The sequence below is a fragment of the Dietzia kunjamensis genome (assembly GCF_045689975.1).
Lineage (GTDB): Bacteria > Actinomycetota > Actinomycetes > Mycobacteriales > Mycobacteriaceae > Dietzia > Dietzia kunjamensis.
Window position 1 is genome coordinate 659,515 of record NZ_CP143297.1, and the last position, 15,586, is coordinate 675,100.

At 72.0% G+C, this 15,586-nt stretch carries 13 protein-coding genes; 11 read left to right on the forward strand and 2 right to left on the reverse strand.

Going from position 1 to position 15,586, the window contains the following annotated elements; genetic code table 11:
- Nucleotides 1-27: 27 nt before the first annotated feature.
- On the forward strand, nucleotides 28-1,284 hold the full coding sequence (gene purD, locus VZF99_RS03125) for a phosphoribosylamine--glycine ligase (RefSeq protein WP_120285136.1): 1,257 nt from the start codon (nucleotides 28-30) through the stop codon (nucleotides 1,282-1,284).
- 14 nt (nucleotides 1,285-1,298) lie between these two features.
- Here purD and idi read toward each other — a convergent pair whose 3' ends face one another.
- Together idi and VZF99_RS03135 are read right to left on the reverse strand one after the other, a co-directional pair.
- Nucleotides 1,299-1,883 carry an isopentenyl-diphosphate Delta-isomerase gene (gene idi, locus VZF99_RS03130; RefSeq protein ID WP_407335688.1) on the reverse strand — a complete coding sequence of 195 codons (585 nt, stop codon included), beginning with the start codon at nucleotides 1,881-1,883 and terminating at the stop codon, nucleotides 1,299-1,301.
- Nucleotides 1,884-1,966: 83 nt separating this feature from the next.
- Nucleotides 1,967-3,118, reverse strand: a complete 1,152-nt coding sequence (locus VZF99_RS03135) for an acyl-CoA dehydrogenase family protein (protein ID WP_119191923.1) — start codon at nucleotides 3,116-3,118, stop codon at nucleotides 1,967-1,969.
- A 164-nt stretch (nucleotides 3,119-3,282) separates the two neighbouring features.
- Here VZF99_RS03135 and VZF99_RS03140 point away from each other — a divergent pair, with 164 nt between their 5' ends.
- The 10 genes from VZF99_RS03140 to VZF99_RS03185 all read left to right on the forward strand — a co-directional run bounded on the left by VZF99_RS03140 (nucleotide 3,283) and on the right by VZF99_RS03185 (nucleotide 15,524).
- Nucleotides 3,283-4,914: an AMP-binding protein gene (locus tag VZF99_RS03140; RefSeq protein ID WP_120284495.1), complete on the forward strand. Its 1,632-nt coding sequence runs from the start codon at nucleotides 3,283-3,285 to the stop codon at nucleotides 4,912-4,914.
- A 39-nt stretch (nucleotides 4,915-4,953) separates the two neighbouring features.
- Nucleotides 4,954-6,417: a family 43 glycosylhydrolase gene (locus VZF99_RS03145; RefSeq protein WP_407335689.1), complete on the forward strand. Its 1,464-nt coding sequence runs from the start codon at nucleotides 4,954-4,956 to the stop codon at nucleotides 6,415-6,417.
- An 89-nt stretch (nucleotides 6,418-6,506) separates the two neighbouring features.
- A complete protein-coding gene (locus tag VZF99_RS03150) occupies nucleotides 6,507-8,192 on the forward strand; it encodes a DASS family sodium-coupled anion symporter (RefSeq protein WP_259821953.1) in 1,686 nt (561 codons plus the stop codon).
- Nucleotides 8,193-8,222: 30 nt separating this feature from the next.
- Nucleotides 8,223-9,398: an aminotransferase class I/II-fold pyridoxal phosphate-dependent enzyme gene (locus tag VZF99_RS03155; RefSeq protein WP_259821954.1), complete on the forward strand. Its 1,176-nt coding sequence runs from the start codon at nucleotides 8,223-8,225 to the stop codon at nucleotides 9,396-9,398.
- Nucleotides 9,399-9,466: 68 nt separating this feature from the next.
- The gene (locus VZF99_RS03160) at nucleotides 9,467-9,610 is read left to right on the forward strand and encodes a hypothetical protein (protein WP_156776009.1); all 144 of its coding nucleotides are present in this window, start codon (nucleotides 9,467-9,469) and stop codon (nucleotides 9,608-9,610) included.
- Between the two features lie 22 nt (nucleotides 9,611-9,632).
- On the forward strand, nucleotides 9,633-11,072 hold the full coding sequence (gene purB, locus VZF99_RS03165; protein WP_407335690.1) for an adenylosuccinate lyase: 1,440 nt from the start codon (nucleotides 9,633-9,635) through the stop codon (nucleotides 11,070-11,072).
- A 99-nt stretch (nucleotides 11,073-11,171) separates the two neighbouring features.
- Nucleotides 11,172-11,369 carry a hypothetical protein gene (locus tag VZF99_RS03170; RefSeq protein WP_317470357.1) on the forward strand — a complete coding sequence of 66 codons (198 nt, stop codon included), beginning with the start codon at nucleotides 11,172-11,174 and terminating at the stop codon, nucleotides 11,367-11,369.
- A gap of 54 nt (nucleotides 11,370-11,423) precedes the next feature.
- Nucleotides 11,424-12,287: an alpha/beta hydrolase gene (locus VZF99_RS03175; RefSeq protein ID WP_407335691.1), complete on the forward strand. Its 864-nt coding sequence runs from the start codon at nucleotides 11,424-11,426 to the stop codon at nucleotides 12,285-12,287.
- Nucleotides 12,288-12,357: 70 nt separating this feature from the next.
- A complete protein-coding gene (locus VZF99_RS03180) occupies nucleotides 12,358-13,251 on the forward strand; it encodes a phosphoribosylaminoimidazolesuccinocarboxamide synthase (RefSeq protein ID WP_407335692.1) in 894 nt (297 codons plus the stop codon).
- Nucleotides 13,248-15,524: a S9 family peptidase gene (locus VZF99_RS03185; RefSeq protein WP_407335693.1), complete on the forward strand. Its 2,277-nt coding sequence runs from the start codon at nucleotides 13,248-13,250 to the stop codon at nucleotides 15,522-15,524. The genes VZF99_RS03180 and VZF99_RS03185 overlap by 4 nt, the downstream gene beginning before the upstream one ends.
- Nucleotides 15,525-15,586 lie beyond the last annotated feature (62 nt).

Below are 15,586 nucleotides of genomic sequence, written 5' to 3' on the forward strand. Positions count from 1 at the left end.
CGCAGTGGTCGGGTTACTGTGGTCGTCGTGCGCATTCTCGTGATCGGTTCCGGTGCCCGTGAGCACGCCCTCCTCGTCGCCCTCGCCGCGGATCCCGCGGTGACGGAGTTGCACGCCGCGCCGGGCAACCCCGGCATGGTGCAGGCGCAGTGTCACGAACTCACGGTGACCGATCCGGCGGCCGTGACGGCCCTGGCCCGCAAGCTCGACGCCGGACTGGTCGTCATCGGTCCCGAGGTGCCCCTGGTCGCGGGCGTCGCCGACGCCCTGCGCGAGGCCGGGATCCCGGTGTTCGGCCCGTCCGCCGAGGCCGCCCGCATCGAGGGGTCCAAGGCGTTCGCCAAGGACGTCATGGCGGCTGCGGGTGTGAAGACCGCGCGCGCCGAGATCGTGGACTCACCCGCCGACCTCGACGACGCACTCGACCGGTTCGGACCGACCTGGGTGGTCAAGGACGACGGGTTGGCCGCCGGCAAGGGAGTCGTCGTGACACCCGATCGCAACGCGGCCCGGGCGCACGCTCTCGCCTGTCTCGACGACGGGCACCCGGTGCTGTTGGAGTCGTTCCTCGATGGCCCGGAGGTCTCCCTGTTCTGCCTGGTCGACGGGGAGACTGTCGTGCCGTTGCTGCCCGCCCAGGACCACAAGCGGGTCGGCGAGGGCGATCGCGGTCCCAACACCGGCGGGATGGGCGCCTACACGCCGCTGCCGTGGTTGCCGCAGGGGATGGTCGACCGGATCGTCACGGAGGTGTGCGAGCCGGTGGCCCGCGAGATGGTCGCCCGTGGCTGCGGCTTCTCCGGCCTGCTGTACGCGGGGCTGGCGATCACCTCGTCCGGGCCCGAGGTCGTGGAGTTCAACTGCCGCTTCGGCGACCCGGAGACACAGGCCGTGCTGGCGCTGCTCGAGTCGCCGCTGGGCGAGACCCTGCACTCCGTGGCCACCGGCCGACTGGCCGACCTTCCGCCGCTGGTGTGGCGTGACGGCGCCGCCGTGACCGTAGTCCTGGCAGCCGAGCACTACCCGGCGACGCCGCGGCGCGGTGACCTCATCGAAGGCGCCGAACAGCCGGGCGTGCTCCACGCCGGCACGGCCCGCGACGCGGAGGGCCGGCTCGTCTCCGCCGGGGGCCGGGTCCTGTCGGTCGTGGGCACGGGGGCGGACCTGACAGCGGCCCGGGCCGAGGCCTACCGGATCCTCGACGGCATCGAGCTCGGCGGCGGGCATTTCCGCCGGGACATCGGCCAGGCCGCCGAGGAGGGGCGCATCAGCCTCCCGGGCTGACGCGCCCCGCGCGATCAGCGCGAGTAGAGCTCCATCCGGGGCACCTGCGCGACCAACCACGGGCTGAAGGCGAACGGGGTGGCGTCGACCGAGGTGCGGACATCCGCCGGACGGGCCCAGTGGTGCGCGCACACCTCGTCGGCCCGCGGGTTCACCTCGGCGCGGATGCGGGCGGTGAACACCGGACAGATCTCGTTCTCGACGATTCCCGAGTCGTCGACGGCCCGATAGCGGAAGTCCGGTACCGCGGGTTCGATCGAGTCCACTCGGGTTCCGAGCTCCTGCTCGGCCCGCCGGACTATCGCCTCGACCGGATCCTCGCCCGGACCGGGGTGGCCGCAGAACGAGTTCGTCCAGATACCGGGCCAGGTCCGCTTGTCCAGAGCTCTCCGGGTGAGGAGCACGTGCCCCTCGTCGTCGACGACATGGCACGAGAACGCCAGGTGCAGCGGCGTATCCGTGGTGTGGACCGTGGCCTTGTCGGCGGTACCGATCGGGTTGGCGTCGTCGTCGAGGAGGACGACGAGCTCGGTCGGCACGGTCGGCGACCCGGCGGCGCGGGACCCGGCGGTGGCGGGGGGCTCGGAAGGGGAGGACATGCCGCCCAGCCTAGGCATTTCCGGCGGGCCCGGCCGCCGCGCGCAGCCGGAGAGCCGCCGCGCGGGGCGCCGCCGGCAGTCGATCAGCCCGCGAGGCTGCGGGCGATCACCAGCCGCTGGATCTGGTTGGTGCCCTCGAAGATCTGGGTGATCTTGGCCTCGCGCATGTACCGCTCGACCGGGAACTCGCGGGTGTAACCCACACCGCCCAGGACCTGCACCGCGTCGGTCGTCACCTTCATGGCGGCGTCGGTGGCGGTGAGCTTGGCGATCGAGGCCTCCCGCGAGTACGGGCGGCCGGCGTCCTTGCGGCGTGCGGCGTCGAGGTAGGAGGCGCGGGCCGAGGCCACCGCGGCGGCCATGTCGGCGAGGAGGAAGCCCAGCCCCTGGTGGCCGATGATCGTCTTGCCGAACGCCTCGCGCTCGCGGGCATAGGCGACCGCGTCGTCGAGGGCGCGCTGGGCGATGCCGGTGGCCACCGCGGCGATCCCGAGGCGGCCGGAGTCCAGGGCCGAGAACGCGATGCGCAGGCCGTCGCCCTCCGCGCCGAGCAGGCGGTCCGCGTCGACCCGGGCGCCCTCGTACGAGGCGGTGGTGGTGGGGACGCCGTTGAGGCCCATCTTGTCCTCGGGCTTGCCGAAGTGCAGGCCCTCGGTCTCGCGCGGAATGAGCAGGCACGAGATCCCACGGGAGCCCTCGCCGGTGCGGACGAAGGTGTTGTAGACGTCCGCGATCCCGCCGTGGGTGATCCACGACTTGGTGCCGTTGACGACGAACACGGAGCCCGGGCCGTCGCCCTCCCGCTCCGCGCGGCACCGCAGGGCGGCGGCGTCCGACCCGGCCTGCGGCTCGGACAGCGAGTACGCGCCGATCTGCTCGCCGGCGAGCATGCCCGGCAGCCACTCGGCCTTCTGCGCGTCGGTCCCGGCGGTGGCCAGCGGGAAGCAGGACAGGCCGTGCACGCTGGTCGCCACGGCGACGGCCGCCCAGCGGGCGCCGAGCTCCTCCAACACCTGGAGGTACACCTCGTAGGGCTGGTCGCCGCCGCCGAACTCCTCCGGGTAGGGCAGGCCCAGCAGCCCGACCTCGCCGAGCTGGGCGAACAGGCCCTCGGGGTAGGTGTGGTTCCGCTCGTGCTCGGCGGCGATCGGCTCGAGGAGTTTGTCCGCGACGGAACGCGTCATCTCGAGCAGTTCGTACGCCTCGTCGCTGGGGAGCAGGCGGTCCACGGCCATGGGGGTCCTCCGGGTGCGGGTGGGGGACCGTGCGGTCCCCGGGGTCGGTCGACTCCCATTAGAGTGCACCGCCACCACGCGGACCGCCCAGCCCCGATAGTGGGGGTGCCCGTTAATGGGTGCTGCTGGTGCGTCGTGGGTCACGTGCGACACAATCCGGCGGTATGACCGAGAACACCGCGTCCACGCCCCTGTCGCCGGAGCAGTTGCTGGCGATCTACGACGTCCCCGGTGCGAGCGCCGCGGAGTTCCTGTGCGACCGCCACGCCCCCGAGGCGGTCGCCTTCACCGTCATCGACGCCGACCTGTCCGGGCGGGACATCACCTACGGCGAGCTGCGGACCGAGAGCGAGAAGGTCGCCGCGGCGCTGGCCGAGCTCGGCGTGGGCGAGGGCGACCGGGTGGCCACGCTGATGTCCAAGTCCGCGGACCTGGTGTTCACCCTCATGGGGATCTGGCGGCTCGGTGCCGTCCACATGCCGCTGTTCACCGCGTTCGCGTGGCCGGCCATCGAGATGCGTCTCACCGGTGGCGACGCCAAGGTGGTCGTCTCCGACGCGGACCAGCGCGGAAAGCTCGAGAGCGTCGCCGTCCCGGTGGTCGTCGCCGGCCTGGCGGACTGCCCCGAGGCCCGAGACGGCGACCTCGACCTGGCCACGATCACCGCCGCCCAGCAGCCCGGCCTCGCCGCGGCGGTCACCGGTCCGGACGCCGGCCTGGTCATGCTGTTCACCTCCGGCACCACCGGCACCCCGAAGGGCGTCGTCGTGCCGGTGCGCGCCCTGGCCGCGTTCCACCAGTACATCGAGACGGGCCTGGACGTGCGGGCCGACGACGTGTTCTGGAACGGTGCCGACCCGGGCTGGGCGTACGGCCTCTACTACGGCATCCTCGGCCCGCTGGCGGTCGGCCGTCGGAGCCTGCTGCTGCACGCCCGCTACAGCCCGGAGCTGGCGTTCGCGGTCCTGCAGTACTTCCACGTCACCAACTTCGCGGCCGCGCCGACGGTGTACCGCACCATGCGGGCCAAGCGGGACATCGCGCCGGCCGACGTCACGCTCCGCCGAGCCTCGGCCGCGGGTGAGCCGCTCACCCCCGAGGTGATCGAGTGGTCGACCGAGCAGTTCGGCGTCGAGGTGCGCGACCAGTACGGGCAGACCGAGCACGGGATGTTCATCATCAACCCGTGGCACGACTCGCTGCGGGAGGACGTGCGCCCGGGCTCCATGGGTGTGCCGCTGCCGGGCTGGTCGTGCACCGTGCTCGCCGCGGACTCCGACGAGCCCGCTCCCGTCGGCGAGCTGGGCCGCGTGGCGATCGACGTCCCCGCCAGCCCCCTCATGTGGTTCACCGGCTACCACCAGGCCCCGGAGAAGACCGCAGAGCGCTTCAGCGCGGACGGGCGCTGGTACTACACCGGCGACGCCGCCAAGCTCGACGCGGACGGCCACTTCTACTTCTCGAGCCGCGACGACGACGTGATCATCATGTCCGGGTACCGCATCGGCCCGTTCGACGTGGAGTCCGTCCTGGCCAAGCACCCGGACGTGCTCGAGTCGGCGGTCATCGGCGTCCCCGACGACCTGGCCGGGGAGGTCCTCGAGGCGTACGTGGTCCTGCGCGACGGCGTGGAGGGTGGCCCGGAGGCCGAGTCCGGCCTGCAGAAGTGGGTCAAGACGGAGTTCGCCGCCCACGCCTTCCCGCGCCGGATCCACTTCGTCCGCGAGCTGCCCAAGACCCCGTCGGGCAAGATCCAGCGGTTCCTGCTGCGCAAGGAGCGCGCCGGACAGGCCTGAGGCGGCCCGCGCCGGGCGTGGCGGGTCTACCTTCAGCACATGAAACCGGCGGCGGCTGCCCGTGCTCTCGTGTCCGCGGCGCTCGTCGTCGTCGTCCCTCTCGCCTCGGCGACCACCGCGGCGACGGCGGCGGCCAACCCGGTGATCTCCTCGGTCGCCCCCGACCCCTCCGTGCAGCGCGGCGCCGACGGGGCGTTCCACGTCCACGCGACCTCGGACGACTGGGGCGACGGCGCCGGGTCCCGCCTCATCCCGCACTTCCGGTCCTTCGACCTGGTGGAGTGGGAGTACGTGGGCGACGCGTTCGCCGCCCGGCCCTCGTGGGCCCCGCCCGGTTCGTTCCTGTGGGCGCCCGACGTTCACCTCACCGCGACGGGCGCCGTCATGTACTACACGACCGGGGGCGCCGCGCCCTGTATCGGCCGGGCCACCGCGCCGGGCGTCGACGGCCCGTGGACGCACGATCCGGCGCCGATCGTCTGCCACGGCGCCCCGGAGCCGTATCAGGACCTGGATCCCATGGACCCCGAGGTGGTGGTCACCGACGCGGGCCCGGTCATGCTCATGGGGAACTTCGAGGGCATCCACGCGGTGCCGATGAACGCCACCGGCACGGTGCTGGACGGCGACCCCGTGCTCGTCGCCGGCACCGGCGTGGAGGCCCCGGCCGTGGTCACCCGTCAGGGGCGCACGCACCTGTTCACCAGCGCCGGGCTGTGCTGCGACGGGGAGGCCTCGCAGTACCGCGTGCTGGGCGGCCGCGCCGACGGACTGTTCGGGCCGTACGAGGACAGGACCGGGCGCCCGTTGGTGCAGGCGCCGGGCGAGCCCCTGCCCGGCGACGTCATCCTGCGCGGCGACGACGACTGGGTGGGCCCGGGGCACGTGGACGTGGCCACCGACGACGCCGGCGGGGACTGGATGCTCTACCACGCCGCGCCCCGCGGCAACGCGGTGCTGCCCAGCGGCGTGCAGCGGCGCTACCTCATGCTCGACCGTCTGGACTGGGTGGGCGGCTGGCCGGTCGTCGGGGACGGCTCGCCGTCGGAGGCGCGGCCCGCCGATCCGGTGGTCGCGCTCCCCGTCCGACTCACCGCGGTGGGGGAGGCGTCGCTGCGACCGGGCGACGCCGACGACGACGAGGTGATCGACCTCTCGGTGCGGGTCGCCTCCACCGGCACCACCTATTCCGGCGAGGTCCGTGCCACCATCACCGGCCCGGACAAGCGACGGCTCGCACTGCCGATCGTGACCGGCACCGGGGACCTGCCGGCCGTCCCGGTGAGCGTGGGCGCCGGGGCGACGGTGGGCCGCCCGCTGACGCTGCGGCCGCCCGCACCGCTCGCCCCGGGCCGCCACGAACTGGTGATCTCGATCGGAGCAGCGGATGGCGGCGCGGCGCAGGAACTGGCGGTGTTCGGCCTCGAGGTCGCCCCTGACGGCACCCTGTCACTCGGATCGGGCGCACTCGGATCCGCCCCGATCGGATCGTCCGGCTCCTGATCGGATGTGAGGCCGCCGTCCCGGGGTTACCGTGAGCGCCAGAGCACCCCGCTGGTAGGCGCCGGGGTGACCGGCGGAGGGAGCGGGCCATGACCGGCGGGGGCACGGACGCGGGCGGCACCGACGACCGCAGGATCGTGATGGCACCACATCTGCGGGGTCTGGAGCCGGACCCCGACCGCGGGATGGAGATCGACCAGAAGTCGCCCGGCGAGCTCGACTCCGCGGTGCCCCGGGGTGAGTTCGTCCGCAGCGTGATCGGCACCGCCGCCGGGCTGGCGGCGGCCGTGCTCGTGTACCTGGTCATGCCGGGCGATCTCGAACACAACGCGCGCCTCACCGCGGCGGTGGCGGTCCTGCTCGGCATCTGGTGGATGACCGAGTGCATCCCCATCCCCGCCACCGCGCTGGTGCCGCTCATCGTCTTCCCCGTCCTGGGTCAGGACGTCTCGGTCAACGACGTGGGCGCCGAGTACGGCAACAACATCATCTTCCTTTTCATGGGCGGCTTCCTCATCGCGATCGCCATGCAGCGCTGGAACCTGCACCGGCGGATCGCCCTGCTCACCGTGCGCGCGATGGGTACCCGGTCGACCCGGGTGGTCGCCGGGTTCATGATCGCCACCGCTTTCCTGAGTATGTGGGTGTCCAACACGGCCACGGCGGTGATGATGCTCCCGATCGGGGTGTCGGTGCTGATGCTCGCCTCCGAGCTCGGTGGGAAGGACCGTGCCGGTGGGGACGGCGCCGGTCGAAACGACGACGAGGACGCGATCCCCCGGATGGACTCCTCGTCCGATCCGCGTTCCGATCAGGTGAAGCAGGCCGTGATCCGGTCGAACTTCGGCACCGCGCTGATGCTGGGCATCGCCTACGCGGCGTCGGTCGGGTCGCTGGCGACCATCATCGGCACCCCGCCCAACACCCTTCTCGCCGGCTATCTGGAGCGCGAGCACGACATCGTCCTGGGTTTCGGTCGCTGGATGCTGGTCGGACTGCCGCTGGCGGTGGTCATGCTCGTGATCACGTGGTTCCTCCTCACCAAGGTGCTGTTCCGTCCCGAGATCGAGCGGATCCCCGGCGGTCGGGCACTGTTCGACGACGAACTGCGCAGGCTCGGCCCGACCTCGTCGGGCGAGCGGCGCGTCCTGGCGGTGTTCGTCGCGGCGGCCGTGGCCTGGGTGGCCGTGCCGCTGGTGTGGGAGGACCCGCCGATCTCGGACGCCGGGATCGCGCTCACTGCCGGACTGCTGCTGTTCCTGCTGCCTGCGGGGACGAAGCGTGGAGTGAGGCTGCTCACCTGGGACGCGGCCCTGGAGCTGCCGTGGGGCGTGCTGCTGCTCTTCGGCGGTGGCCTGGCGCTGTCCGCGCAGTTCTCCGGCTCCGGGCTCACCGGGTGGATCGGCGAGCAGGCCGGGGCGCTGGGAGGCCTGCCGATCATCCTGCTGGTCATCGTGGCCGCCGGCGGGATCCTGCTCCTCACCGAGCTGACCAGCAACACCGCCACCGCGGCGACGTTCCTGCCCGTGGCCGGCGGCGTCGCCCTGGGTCTCGACCTGGACCCGATGCTGCTCGCCGTGCCGGTCGCGCTCGCCGCCACCTGCGCCTTCATGCTCCCGGTGGCCACCCCGCCCAACGCGATCGCCTACGGCTCGGGATACGTGACCATCGGCCAGATGATCCGCGGCGGGATCTGGCTCAACCTGATCGGGTTGATCGCCATCACCGCGGTCACCATGACGCTGTTGGTGTGGGTGTTCGGACTGACCGGCTGACCGTCTGACCGGCGCGCTAGCGTCGGGGGCATGCCCGTCGCACGCGAACCCTCCCGCCGCTCGGCCGTCGAGCCCTTCCATGTCATGAGCGTCCTCGCCGCCGCCGCCCGCCGGCAGGAGACCCACGGCGACGTCATCTCGCTGTGCGCGGGCCAGCCCTCGACCCCGGCCCCCGGCCCTGTACTCGCCGCCGCCCGCCACGCCCTGGACACCGAGATCCTCGGATACACCGAGGCGCTGGGCATCCGCCCGCTCCGCGAGGCGATCGCGGGGTACCACCGGCGGCGGGACGGGGTGGACGTGGCGGCCGACGACGTCGTCGTCACCACCGGGTCCTCCGGCGGCTTCACCGTGCTGTTCCTCGCCGCGTTCGACCCCGGCGACACCGTCGTGATGGCACGCCCCGGCTACCCCGCCTACCGCAACACCCTCCAGGCCCTGGGCTGCCGGGTCCACGAGATCGCCTGCGGCCACGAGACCCGGTACCAACCCACGGTCGCGCAGCTCGAGGCGGTCACGGCGGAACTGGGGCACGCGCCCGCCGGCCTCATCGTGGCGAGCCCGGCGAACCCCACCGGCACGATCATCGACGCGGGCGAACTCGAGGCCCTCGCGCGCTGGTGCGAGGCCCACGGCACGCTGCTCGTCAGCGACGAGATCTACCACGGCGTCACCTACGGCCGCCGGTGCGCGAGCGCGTGGCAGACCAGCCGCGAGGCCGTGGTCATGGGCTCGGTGTCCAAGTACTTCTCCATGACCGGCTGGCGGATCGGCTGGATGCTGCTCCCGCAGTACCTGCGCGACCCCGTGGACCGCCTGATCGGCAACCTCACCATCTGTCCGCCCGCCGATGCCCAGTTCGCCGCCGTCGCCGCGTTCACCGAAGCCGCTGCCGCCGAGCTGGACGGCCACGTCCAGCGGTACGCCCGAAACCGCGACCTGGTCCTGCGCCGACTGGGCGAGCTGGGCGTGGGGGAGATCGCCCCTCCGGACGGCGCCTTCTACGCGTACTTCGACGTCTCACGCTGGACCGACGACTCGGTGGCGTGGTGCGCGGAGGTCCTCGAGCGAACAGGGGTCGCGTTGACGCCGGGCGTCGACTTCGACACCGTCGACGGTGGCCACACCGTCCGGCTGAGCTTCGCCGGCGGCACCGAGGAGATCGCCGAGGCGATGGACCGGCTGGAGGCCGTGCTCGCCCCGTAGGTACCGGCCCCGCGGGCGGCTGTGATGTACGGCCCCCGCCGGCGCCCGCGGAGCGCTACGGTCGGCGCATGGGTTCCGCCGAGATCATCACCGCCATCGTCTACGTCACCCGGCCGTGGCTGCTGGCGCAGGCTCCGCTCACGGTGGAGCAGGTCTACCTCAACGCCCGGGAGATCCTGGCCGGGTCCACCGGCGGCTCGATGATCTCCTGACCGGGCTGCGATACTGGGGGGCGTGACCCCCCAGAGCAGCAAGCCCCGCATCTCCAACGTCCTCGCCTCGCGCTACGCGAGCGCCGACCTGGCCACGCTGTGGTCCGCCGAGCACAAGATCGTGCTCGAGCGGCAGCTGTGGATCGCGGTGCTGCGCGCACAACGCGACCTGGGCATCGACGTCCCCGACGGGGTGATCGAGGCCTACGAGGCGGTGATCGACCGCGTCGACCTCGGCTCGATCGCCGAGCGCGAGCGCGTCACCCGGCACGACGTCAAGGCCCGCATCGAGGAGTTCAACGACCTCGCCGGCCACGAGCACATCCACAAGGGCATGACGAGCCGAGACCTCACCGAGAACGTCGAGCAGCTCCAGGTGGTGCGGTCACTCGAGCTCGTCCGCGACCGGGGCGTCGCCGCGGTCCGGCGTCTGGCCGAGCACGCCGTCGCCCACCGCGACACCGTGATGGCCGGGCGCAGCCACAACGTCGCCGCGCAGGCCACCACGCTGGGCAAGCGTTTCGCCTCCGCGGCCGACGAACTGCTGGTGGCGTTGGAGCGCGTGGAGTCGTTGCTCGAGCGGTACCCCCTGCGCGGCATCAAGGGCCCGATGGGCACGGCGCAGGACATGCTCGACCTCCTCGGTGGCGACGCCGCCAAGCTGGCCGAGCTCGAGGGGCGGATCGCCGAGCATCTCGACTTCGCCCGCACCTTCGATTCGGTGGGCCAGGTCTACCCGCGGTCGCTGGACCACGAGGTCGTCTCGGCACTCGTCCAGCTCGGCGCCGGCCCGTCGTCGTTGGCGCAGACCATCCGGCTCATGGCCGGGCACGAGCTGGTCACCGAGGGCTTCCAGCCCGGCCAGGTCGGCTCGTCCGCGATGCCGCACAAGATGAACACCCGCTCCTGCGAGCGCGTGAACGGTCTGCAGGTCGTGCTCCGCGGTTACGGCTCCATGGCCGCCGAACTCGCGGGCGCGCAGTGGAACGAGGGCGACGTCTTCTGCTCCGTGGTGCGTCGTGTCGCGCTGCCGGATGCGTTCTTCGCCCTGGACGGCATGTTCGAGACGTTCCTCACCGTGCTCGACGAGTTCGGCGCCTACCCGGCCGTGATCGACAAGGAGCTCCAGCGCTACCTGCCGTTCCTCGCCACTACCAAGGTCCTCATGGCCGCGGTGCGCGCCGGGGTCGGGCGCGAAGTCGCCCACGAGGCGATCAAGGAGAACGCGGTGGCGGTGGCGCTGGCCATGCGCGAGGAGGGCCGCGAACCCGATCTGCTGGACCGGCTCGCCGCCGACGACCGGCTGCCGCTGGATCGCGCCGCGCTCGAGGAGGCGCTCGCGGATCGTGCCGCGTTCGTCGGCGCCGCCGGCGACCAAGTCGACGCGGTCGCCGCCCGCGTCGAGGCGCTCGTGGCCCGCCACCCGGAGGCGGCCGGCTACGCGCCGGGTTCGATCCTCTGACACCCCGCGCGTAACCCGCCGGGCCCCCCGCCCGATAAGGCCTGTACACCGACGGCGGCGGGGCCCTCTCGTCGCGGAGTGACAGGAAAGGACCACGTCATGGTCACCAGGCCCGACGGCTCCCTCGGGGGCGCACTGTACGACGTGTTCGGGATGATCCAGGCCGGGCTCGCCACGGCCAGTTCGGCCGTCGGGATCGACCCGGCGGCGTTCATGCAGCAGTTCTACGTTCCGATCGCGTTCTCTCTGATGCCGATCGGTGCCGGCAGCCTCATCCTGGACCAGCTCGGGATCTGAGGCGGCCGGTCAATCGACGTCGCCGGTGGGGCTACCGGCGCTACTCTCGTGCTCATGCGCCAGACCCCCATCCCCGTCCCCGGCACCTCCGGCCTGCAGGCGACCCTGCACCACGCTGACCAGCCCCGGGCGTTGCTGCTGCTCGTGCACGGCTTCGCCGAGCACTCCGGCCGGCACGGGCGGACGATCCGCTTCCTCACCGACCGGGGGATCAGTGTTGCCTCCTACGATCTGCGCGGCCACGGCACGGCTCCCGGGCCCCGCGCCAAGGTGTCGATAGAGACGCACATCCGCGACAACCTCGCGGTGCGTGACGCGGTGGTGGAGTGGAGCCGGTCGGCCGAGGGCGGCGGGGCCGAGTCCCTGCCCCGGCTGCTGATGGGGCATTCGATGGGCGGGTTGATCGCGGGGGAGTCCGCGCTCCGGCGGCCGTGGGACCTCAAGGGCCTCATCCTCTCCTCGCCCGGGCTCGTCGTGGGCGAGGGGACACCGGCACCGCTGCGCGTGGCGGCGCCCGTGATCGCTCGCCTCCTGCCGTTCCTGCCGGTGGAGAAGCTCGACCCGCACGACATCTCCCGAGTGCCCGAGTACGTCGAGGACTACACCTCGGATCCGCTGGTCCACCACAAGGGCGTGCCCGCGGTGACGGCGGGGACGATGCTCGCCGGCGGCCTCAAGTTCATCGAGCGGTCGCCGGCACTGCGGTTGCCGACGCTGATCCTCAACGGCTCGGCCGACACCATCACCTACCCGTCGGGCGCGCGGCGCTTCGCGCAGATCGCCGGTTCGGACCACGACCCGCGCCCGGAGATCACCTACCGGGAGTTCGAGGGCGGCCTCCACGAGCTGTTCAACGACCTGTGCGCCGAGGACGCGTACGCGGCGTTGGGGGAGTGGCTCGAGGCCCGACTGGGCTGAGTCCGACCAACCTCGGGTGGGGGCCGACGGTCTCGACTCGGGACGTGGGCGTCCGGCTACGCTGGCCGTCATGCGACCCGATCTCTCCTCTTACCGCCATCTCGTCTCCGGAAAGGTCCGCGAGCTGTACGAGATCGACGGTGAGACGCTCCTCCTGGTGGCCACCGACCGCATCTCCGCCTACGACCACGTCCTCGGCACGCCCATCCCGGACAAGGGCCGCGTGCTCACCGCGATGAGCGCCTACTTCTTCGACGCCCTCGACGTGCCCAACCACCTGGCCGGGACGCTGGACGACGAGCGCATCCCGCTCGAGGTGCTCGGCCGCGCGATGGTGGTCCGTCGACTCGACATGGTTCCGGCCGAGTGTGTGGCCCGCGGTTACCTGACCGGGTCGGGGATGACCGAGTACCGGGAGTCGGGGACCGTGTGTGGCATCGAGCTGCCCGGGGGCCTGGTCGAGGCCAGCCGACTGCCCGAGCCGATCTTCACCCCGGCCACCAAGGCGGCGGTGGGGGATCACGACGAGAACATCTCGTTCGATCAGCTCACCGGGATCGTCGGAGCCGAGCTGGCCGAGCAGCTGCGCACGGCGACGCTGGACGTCTACGGGCGGTCCGCGGAGATGGCGGCCGAGCGCGGAGTGCTGCTGGCCGACACCAAGTTCGAGTTCGGCCTGGTCGACGGGGAGCTGATCCTGGCCGACGAGGTGCTCACCCCGGACTCATCGCGCTACTGGCCCGCTGACGAGTATTCGCCGGGCCGTGTGCAAGCGAGCTTCGACAAGCAGTACGTGCGGAACTGGTTGACGGGCCCGGAGGCGGGCTGGAACTCCGATGCCGACACCCCGCCACCGGCTCTGCCGCAGGAGGTCGTGGACGCGACCCGGGCGCGCTACATCGAGGCCTACGAGCGCATCTCGGGCCGCTCGTTCGCCGACTGGATCGGGGGCGACGCAGCGTGAGCTCCGCCGAGACGACCGACACCGACACCGACACCGCAGCCACCGACACCGCCGCCGCCGCGACCGCCACCACAGCCACCACCACGGGGCAGACGCCCACGCCGCCGCAGGCCGAGCGCCGTCCCTTCCGTCGCGAGCACCACGGCCGCGTCTTCGTCGACGACTACGAGTGGTTGCGCGACAAGGACGCTCCCGCGACCCGTGCCTACCTCGAGGCGGAGAACGCCTACACCGATGCGATGACCGCCGACCTCAAGCCCCTGGAGGACGAGGTCTACGAGGAGATCCGCTCCCGCGTCAAGGAGACCGACATGTCGGTCCCGGTGCGCGCCAGCGGCTGGTGGTACTTCTCGCGCACCGAGGAGGGCCGCTCGTACGCCAGGCACTGTCGGGTCCCGGTCCCGCAGCAGTTCGTCGACGACCCGTCGGACCCTGCGGGCTGGGTTCCGCCCGAGGTCTCCCCGGACGTGGAGTTGCCGGGTGAGCAGTTGCTCCTCGACGGAAACGCCGAGGCGGAGGGTCACGACTACTTCGCGCTGGGCGCGTTCTCGGTCAGCCACGACGGCCGCGCACTGGCGTGGGCCACCGATACCGAGGGCGACGAGCGGTACACGCTGCGTTTTCGCTCGCTCGACCCGGACTACACGGCCCCGGACGAGGAGATCTCCGGGATCGCCGCCGGCGTGACCTGGTCCCGCGATGGCCGGTACGTCTTCTATGTCACGGTCGACGACGCCTGGCGGCCGGACACGGTGTGGCGTCACCGGCTGGGCACGACGAGGGACGACGACGACAAGGTCTTCCACGAGCCCGACGAGTCCTACTGGATCGGGGTCGGCGAGACACGCAGCGAGAAGTTCCTGCAGATAGCGGCGGGGTCCAAGATCACCACCGAGGTGTGGTGCCTGGACTCGAACGATCCCGCCGGCGAGTTCTGGTGCGTCCGGCCGCGGCAGGAGGGCGTCGAGTACGACATCGAGCACGCGGTCGTCGGTGGCGAGGACCGGTTCATCATCACCCACAACGACGGCGCCCCGAACTACGAGGTGGTCGAGGCGCCTGTCGGTCCGATCGAGGGCGAGCTGCGGGATCTGCGCACGCTGGTGGCCCACCGTGACGACGTCCGGGTGGAGGGCGTGGACGCCTTCGCGCGCGTGCTGGTGCTGGGGTACCGCGAAGCGGCGCTGCCGCGGTTCGCGCTGATGCCGCTCGAGCAGGGGTCCACGGCGGGAGTCGAGGCGTACGGGCGGTTCGAGCCCGTCGAGTTCGACGAGGAGCTGTACACCTCCGGTCCGGGGTCCAACCCGGAGTGGGACTCGCCGGTCCTGCGGTTCGGCTTCGGTTCGTTCGTCACGCCGGGCCGGGTCTACTCGCTCGACCTCGCCTCGGGGGAGCGGACGCTGCTGCGTGAGCAGGAGGTGCTCGGCGGGTACGACCCGAGCGGCTACGTCCAGCGACGCGACTGGGCGACGGCAGCGGACGGCACCCGGGTGCCGATCTCGCTGGTGATGTCCACCGGCACCGCCGCCCGCGTCGATGCCGGCGAGCAGGTGCCGACGCTGCTGTACGGCTACGGCTCGTACGAGACCAGCATCGATCCCGCGTTCTCGGTGGCGAGGCTCTCGCTGCTCGACCGGGGGATGGCCTTCGCCGTGGCGCACGTGCGGGGCGGCGGTGAGATGGGCCGGCTCTGGTACGAGAACGGCAAGACGCACACGAAGCGCAACACCTTCACCGACTTCGTCGACTGTGCGCGACACCTGGTCGACTCCGGGCTCACCGCCCCGGACCGGTTGGTCGCCGAGGGCGGAAGCGCGGGCGGTCTGCTGATGGGGGCGGTCGCGAATCTGGCCCCCGAGTTGTTCGCGGGCATCCAGGCCGTGGTGCCGTTCGTCGACCCGCTCACCTCGATCCTCATGCCGGAGCTGCCCCTGACGGTGATCGAGTGGGACGAGTGGGGCGATCCGCTGCACTCCGAGGAGGTCTACGACTACATGGCCTCGTACGCCCCGTACGAGAACATCGAGGCCAAGGACTATCCGGCCATCCTCGCGGTGACCTCGCTCAACGACACCCGGGTGCTGTACGTGGAGCCCGCCAAGTGGGTGGCCAGGCTGCGGGCGGTGTCCCCGTCGGCCAACTCGGCGGATCGGCCGGTGCTGCTGCGCTGTGAGATGAGCGCGGGTCACGGGGGAGTGTCCGGGCGCTACGAGCGGTGGCGTCAGACCGCGTTCGAGTACGCGTGGACCCTCCGCACGGCGGGCGCAGGCTAGACCCGCCCGGCCCGCCCGGCCCGCCCGCTAGACCCGCCCGGCGCCCACCCGGAGGCGCGCCC

What these genes read in the sequence shown, in the direction of transcription:
- idi (WP_407335688.1), bottom strand. Translation starts at nt 1,883, where the DNA reads ATGTCCTCCCCTTCCGAGCCCCCCGCCACCGCCGGGTCCCGCGCCGCC.
- VZF99_RS03135 (WP_119191923.1), bottom strand. Translation starts at nt 3,118, where the DNA reads ATGGCCGTGGACCGCCTGCTCCCCAGCGACGAGGCGTACGAACTGCTC.
- VZF99_RS03140 (WP_120284495.1), top strand. Translation starts at nt 3,283, where the DNA reads ATGACCGAGAACACCGCGTCCACGCCCCTGTCGCCGGAGCAGTTGCTG.
- VZF99_RS03145 (WP_407335689.1), top strand. Translation starts at nt 4,954, where the DNA reads ATGAAACCGGCGGCGGCTGCCCGTGCTCTCGTGTCCGCGGCGCTCGTC.
- VZF99_RS03150 (WP_259821953.1), top strand. Translation starts at nt 6,507, where the DNA reads ATGACCGGCGGGGGCACGGACGCGGGCGGCACCGACGACCGCAGGATC.
- VZF99_RS03155 (WP_259821954.1), top strand. Translation starts at nt 8,223, where the DNA reads ATGCCCGTCGCACGCGAACCCTCCCGCCGCTCGGCCGTCGAGCCCTTC.
- VZF99_RS03160 (WP_156776009.1), top strand. Translation starts at nt 9,467, where the DNA reads ATGGGTTCCGCCGAGATCATCACCGCCATCGTCTACGTCACCCGGCCG.
- VZF99_RS03170 (WP_317470357.1), top strand. Translation starts at nt 11,172, where the DNA reads ATGGTCACCAGGCCCGACGGCTCCCTCGGGGGCGCACTGTACGACGTG.
- VZF99_RS03175 (WP_407335691.1), top strand. Translation starts at nt 11,424, where the DNA reads ATGCGCCAGACCCCCATCCCCGTCCCCGGCACCTCCGGCCTGCAGGCG.
- VZF99_RS03180 (WP_407335692.1), top strand. Translation starts at nt 12,358, where the DNA reads ATGCGACCCGATCTCTCCTCTTACCGCCATCTCGTCTCCGGAAAGGTC.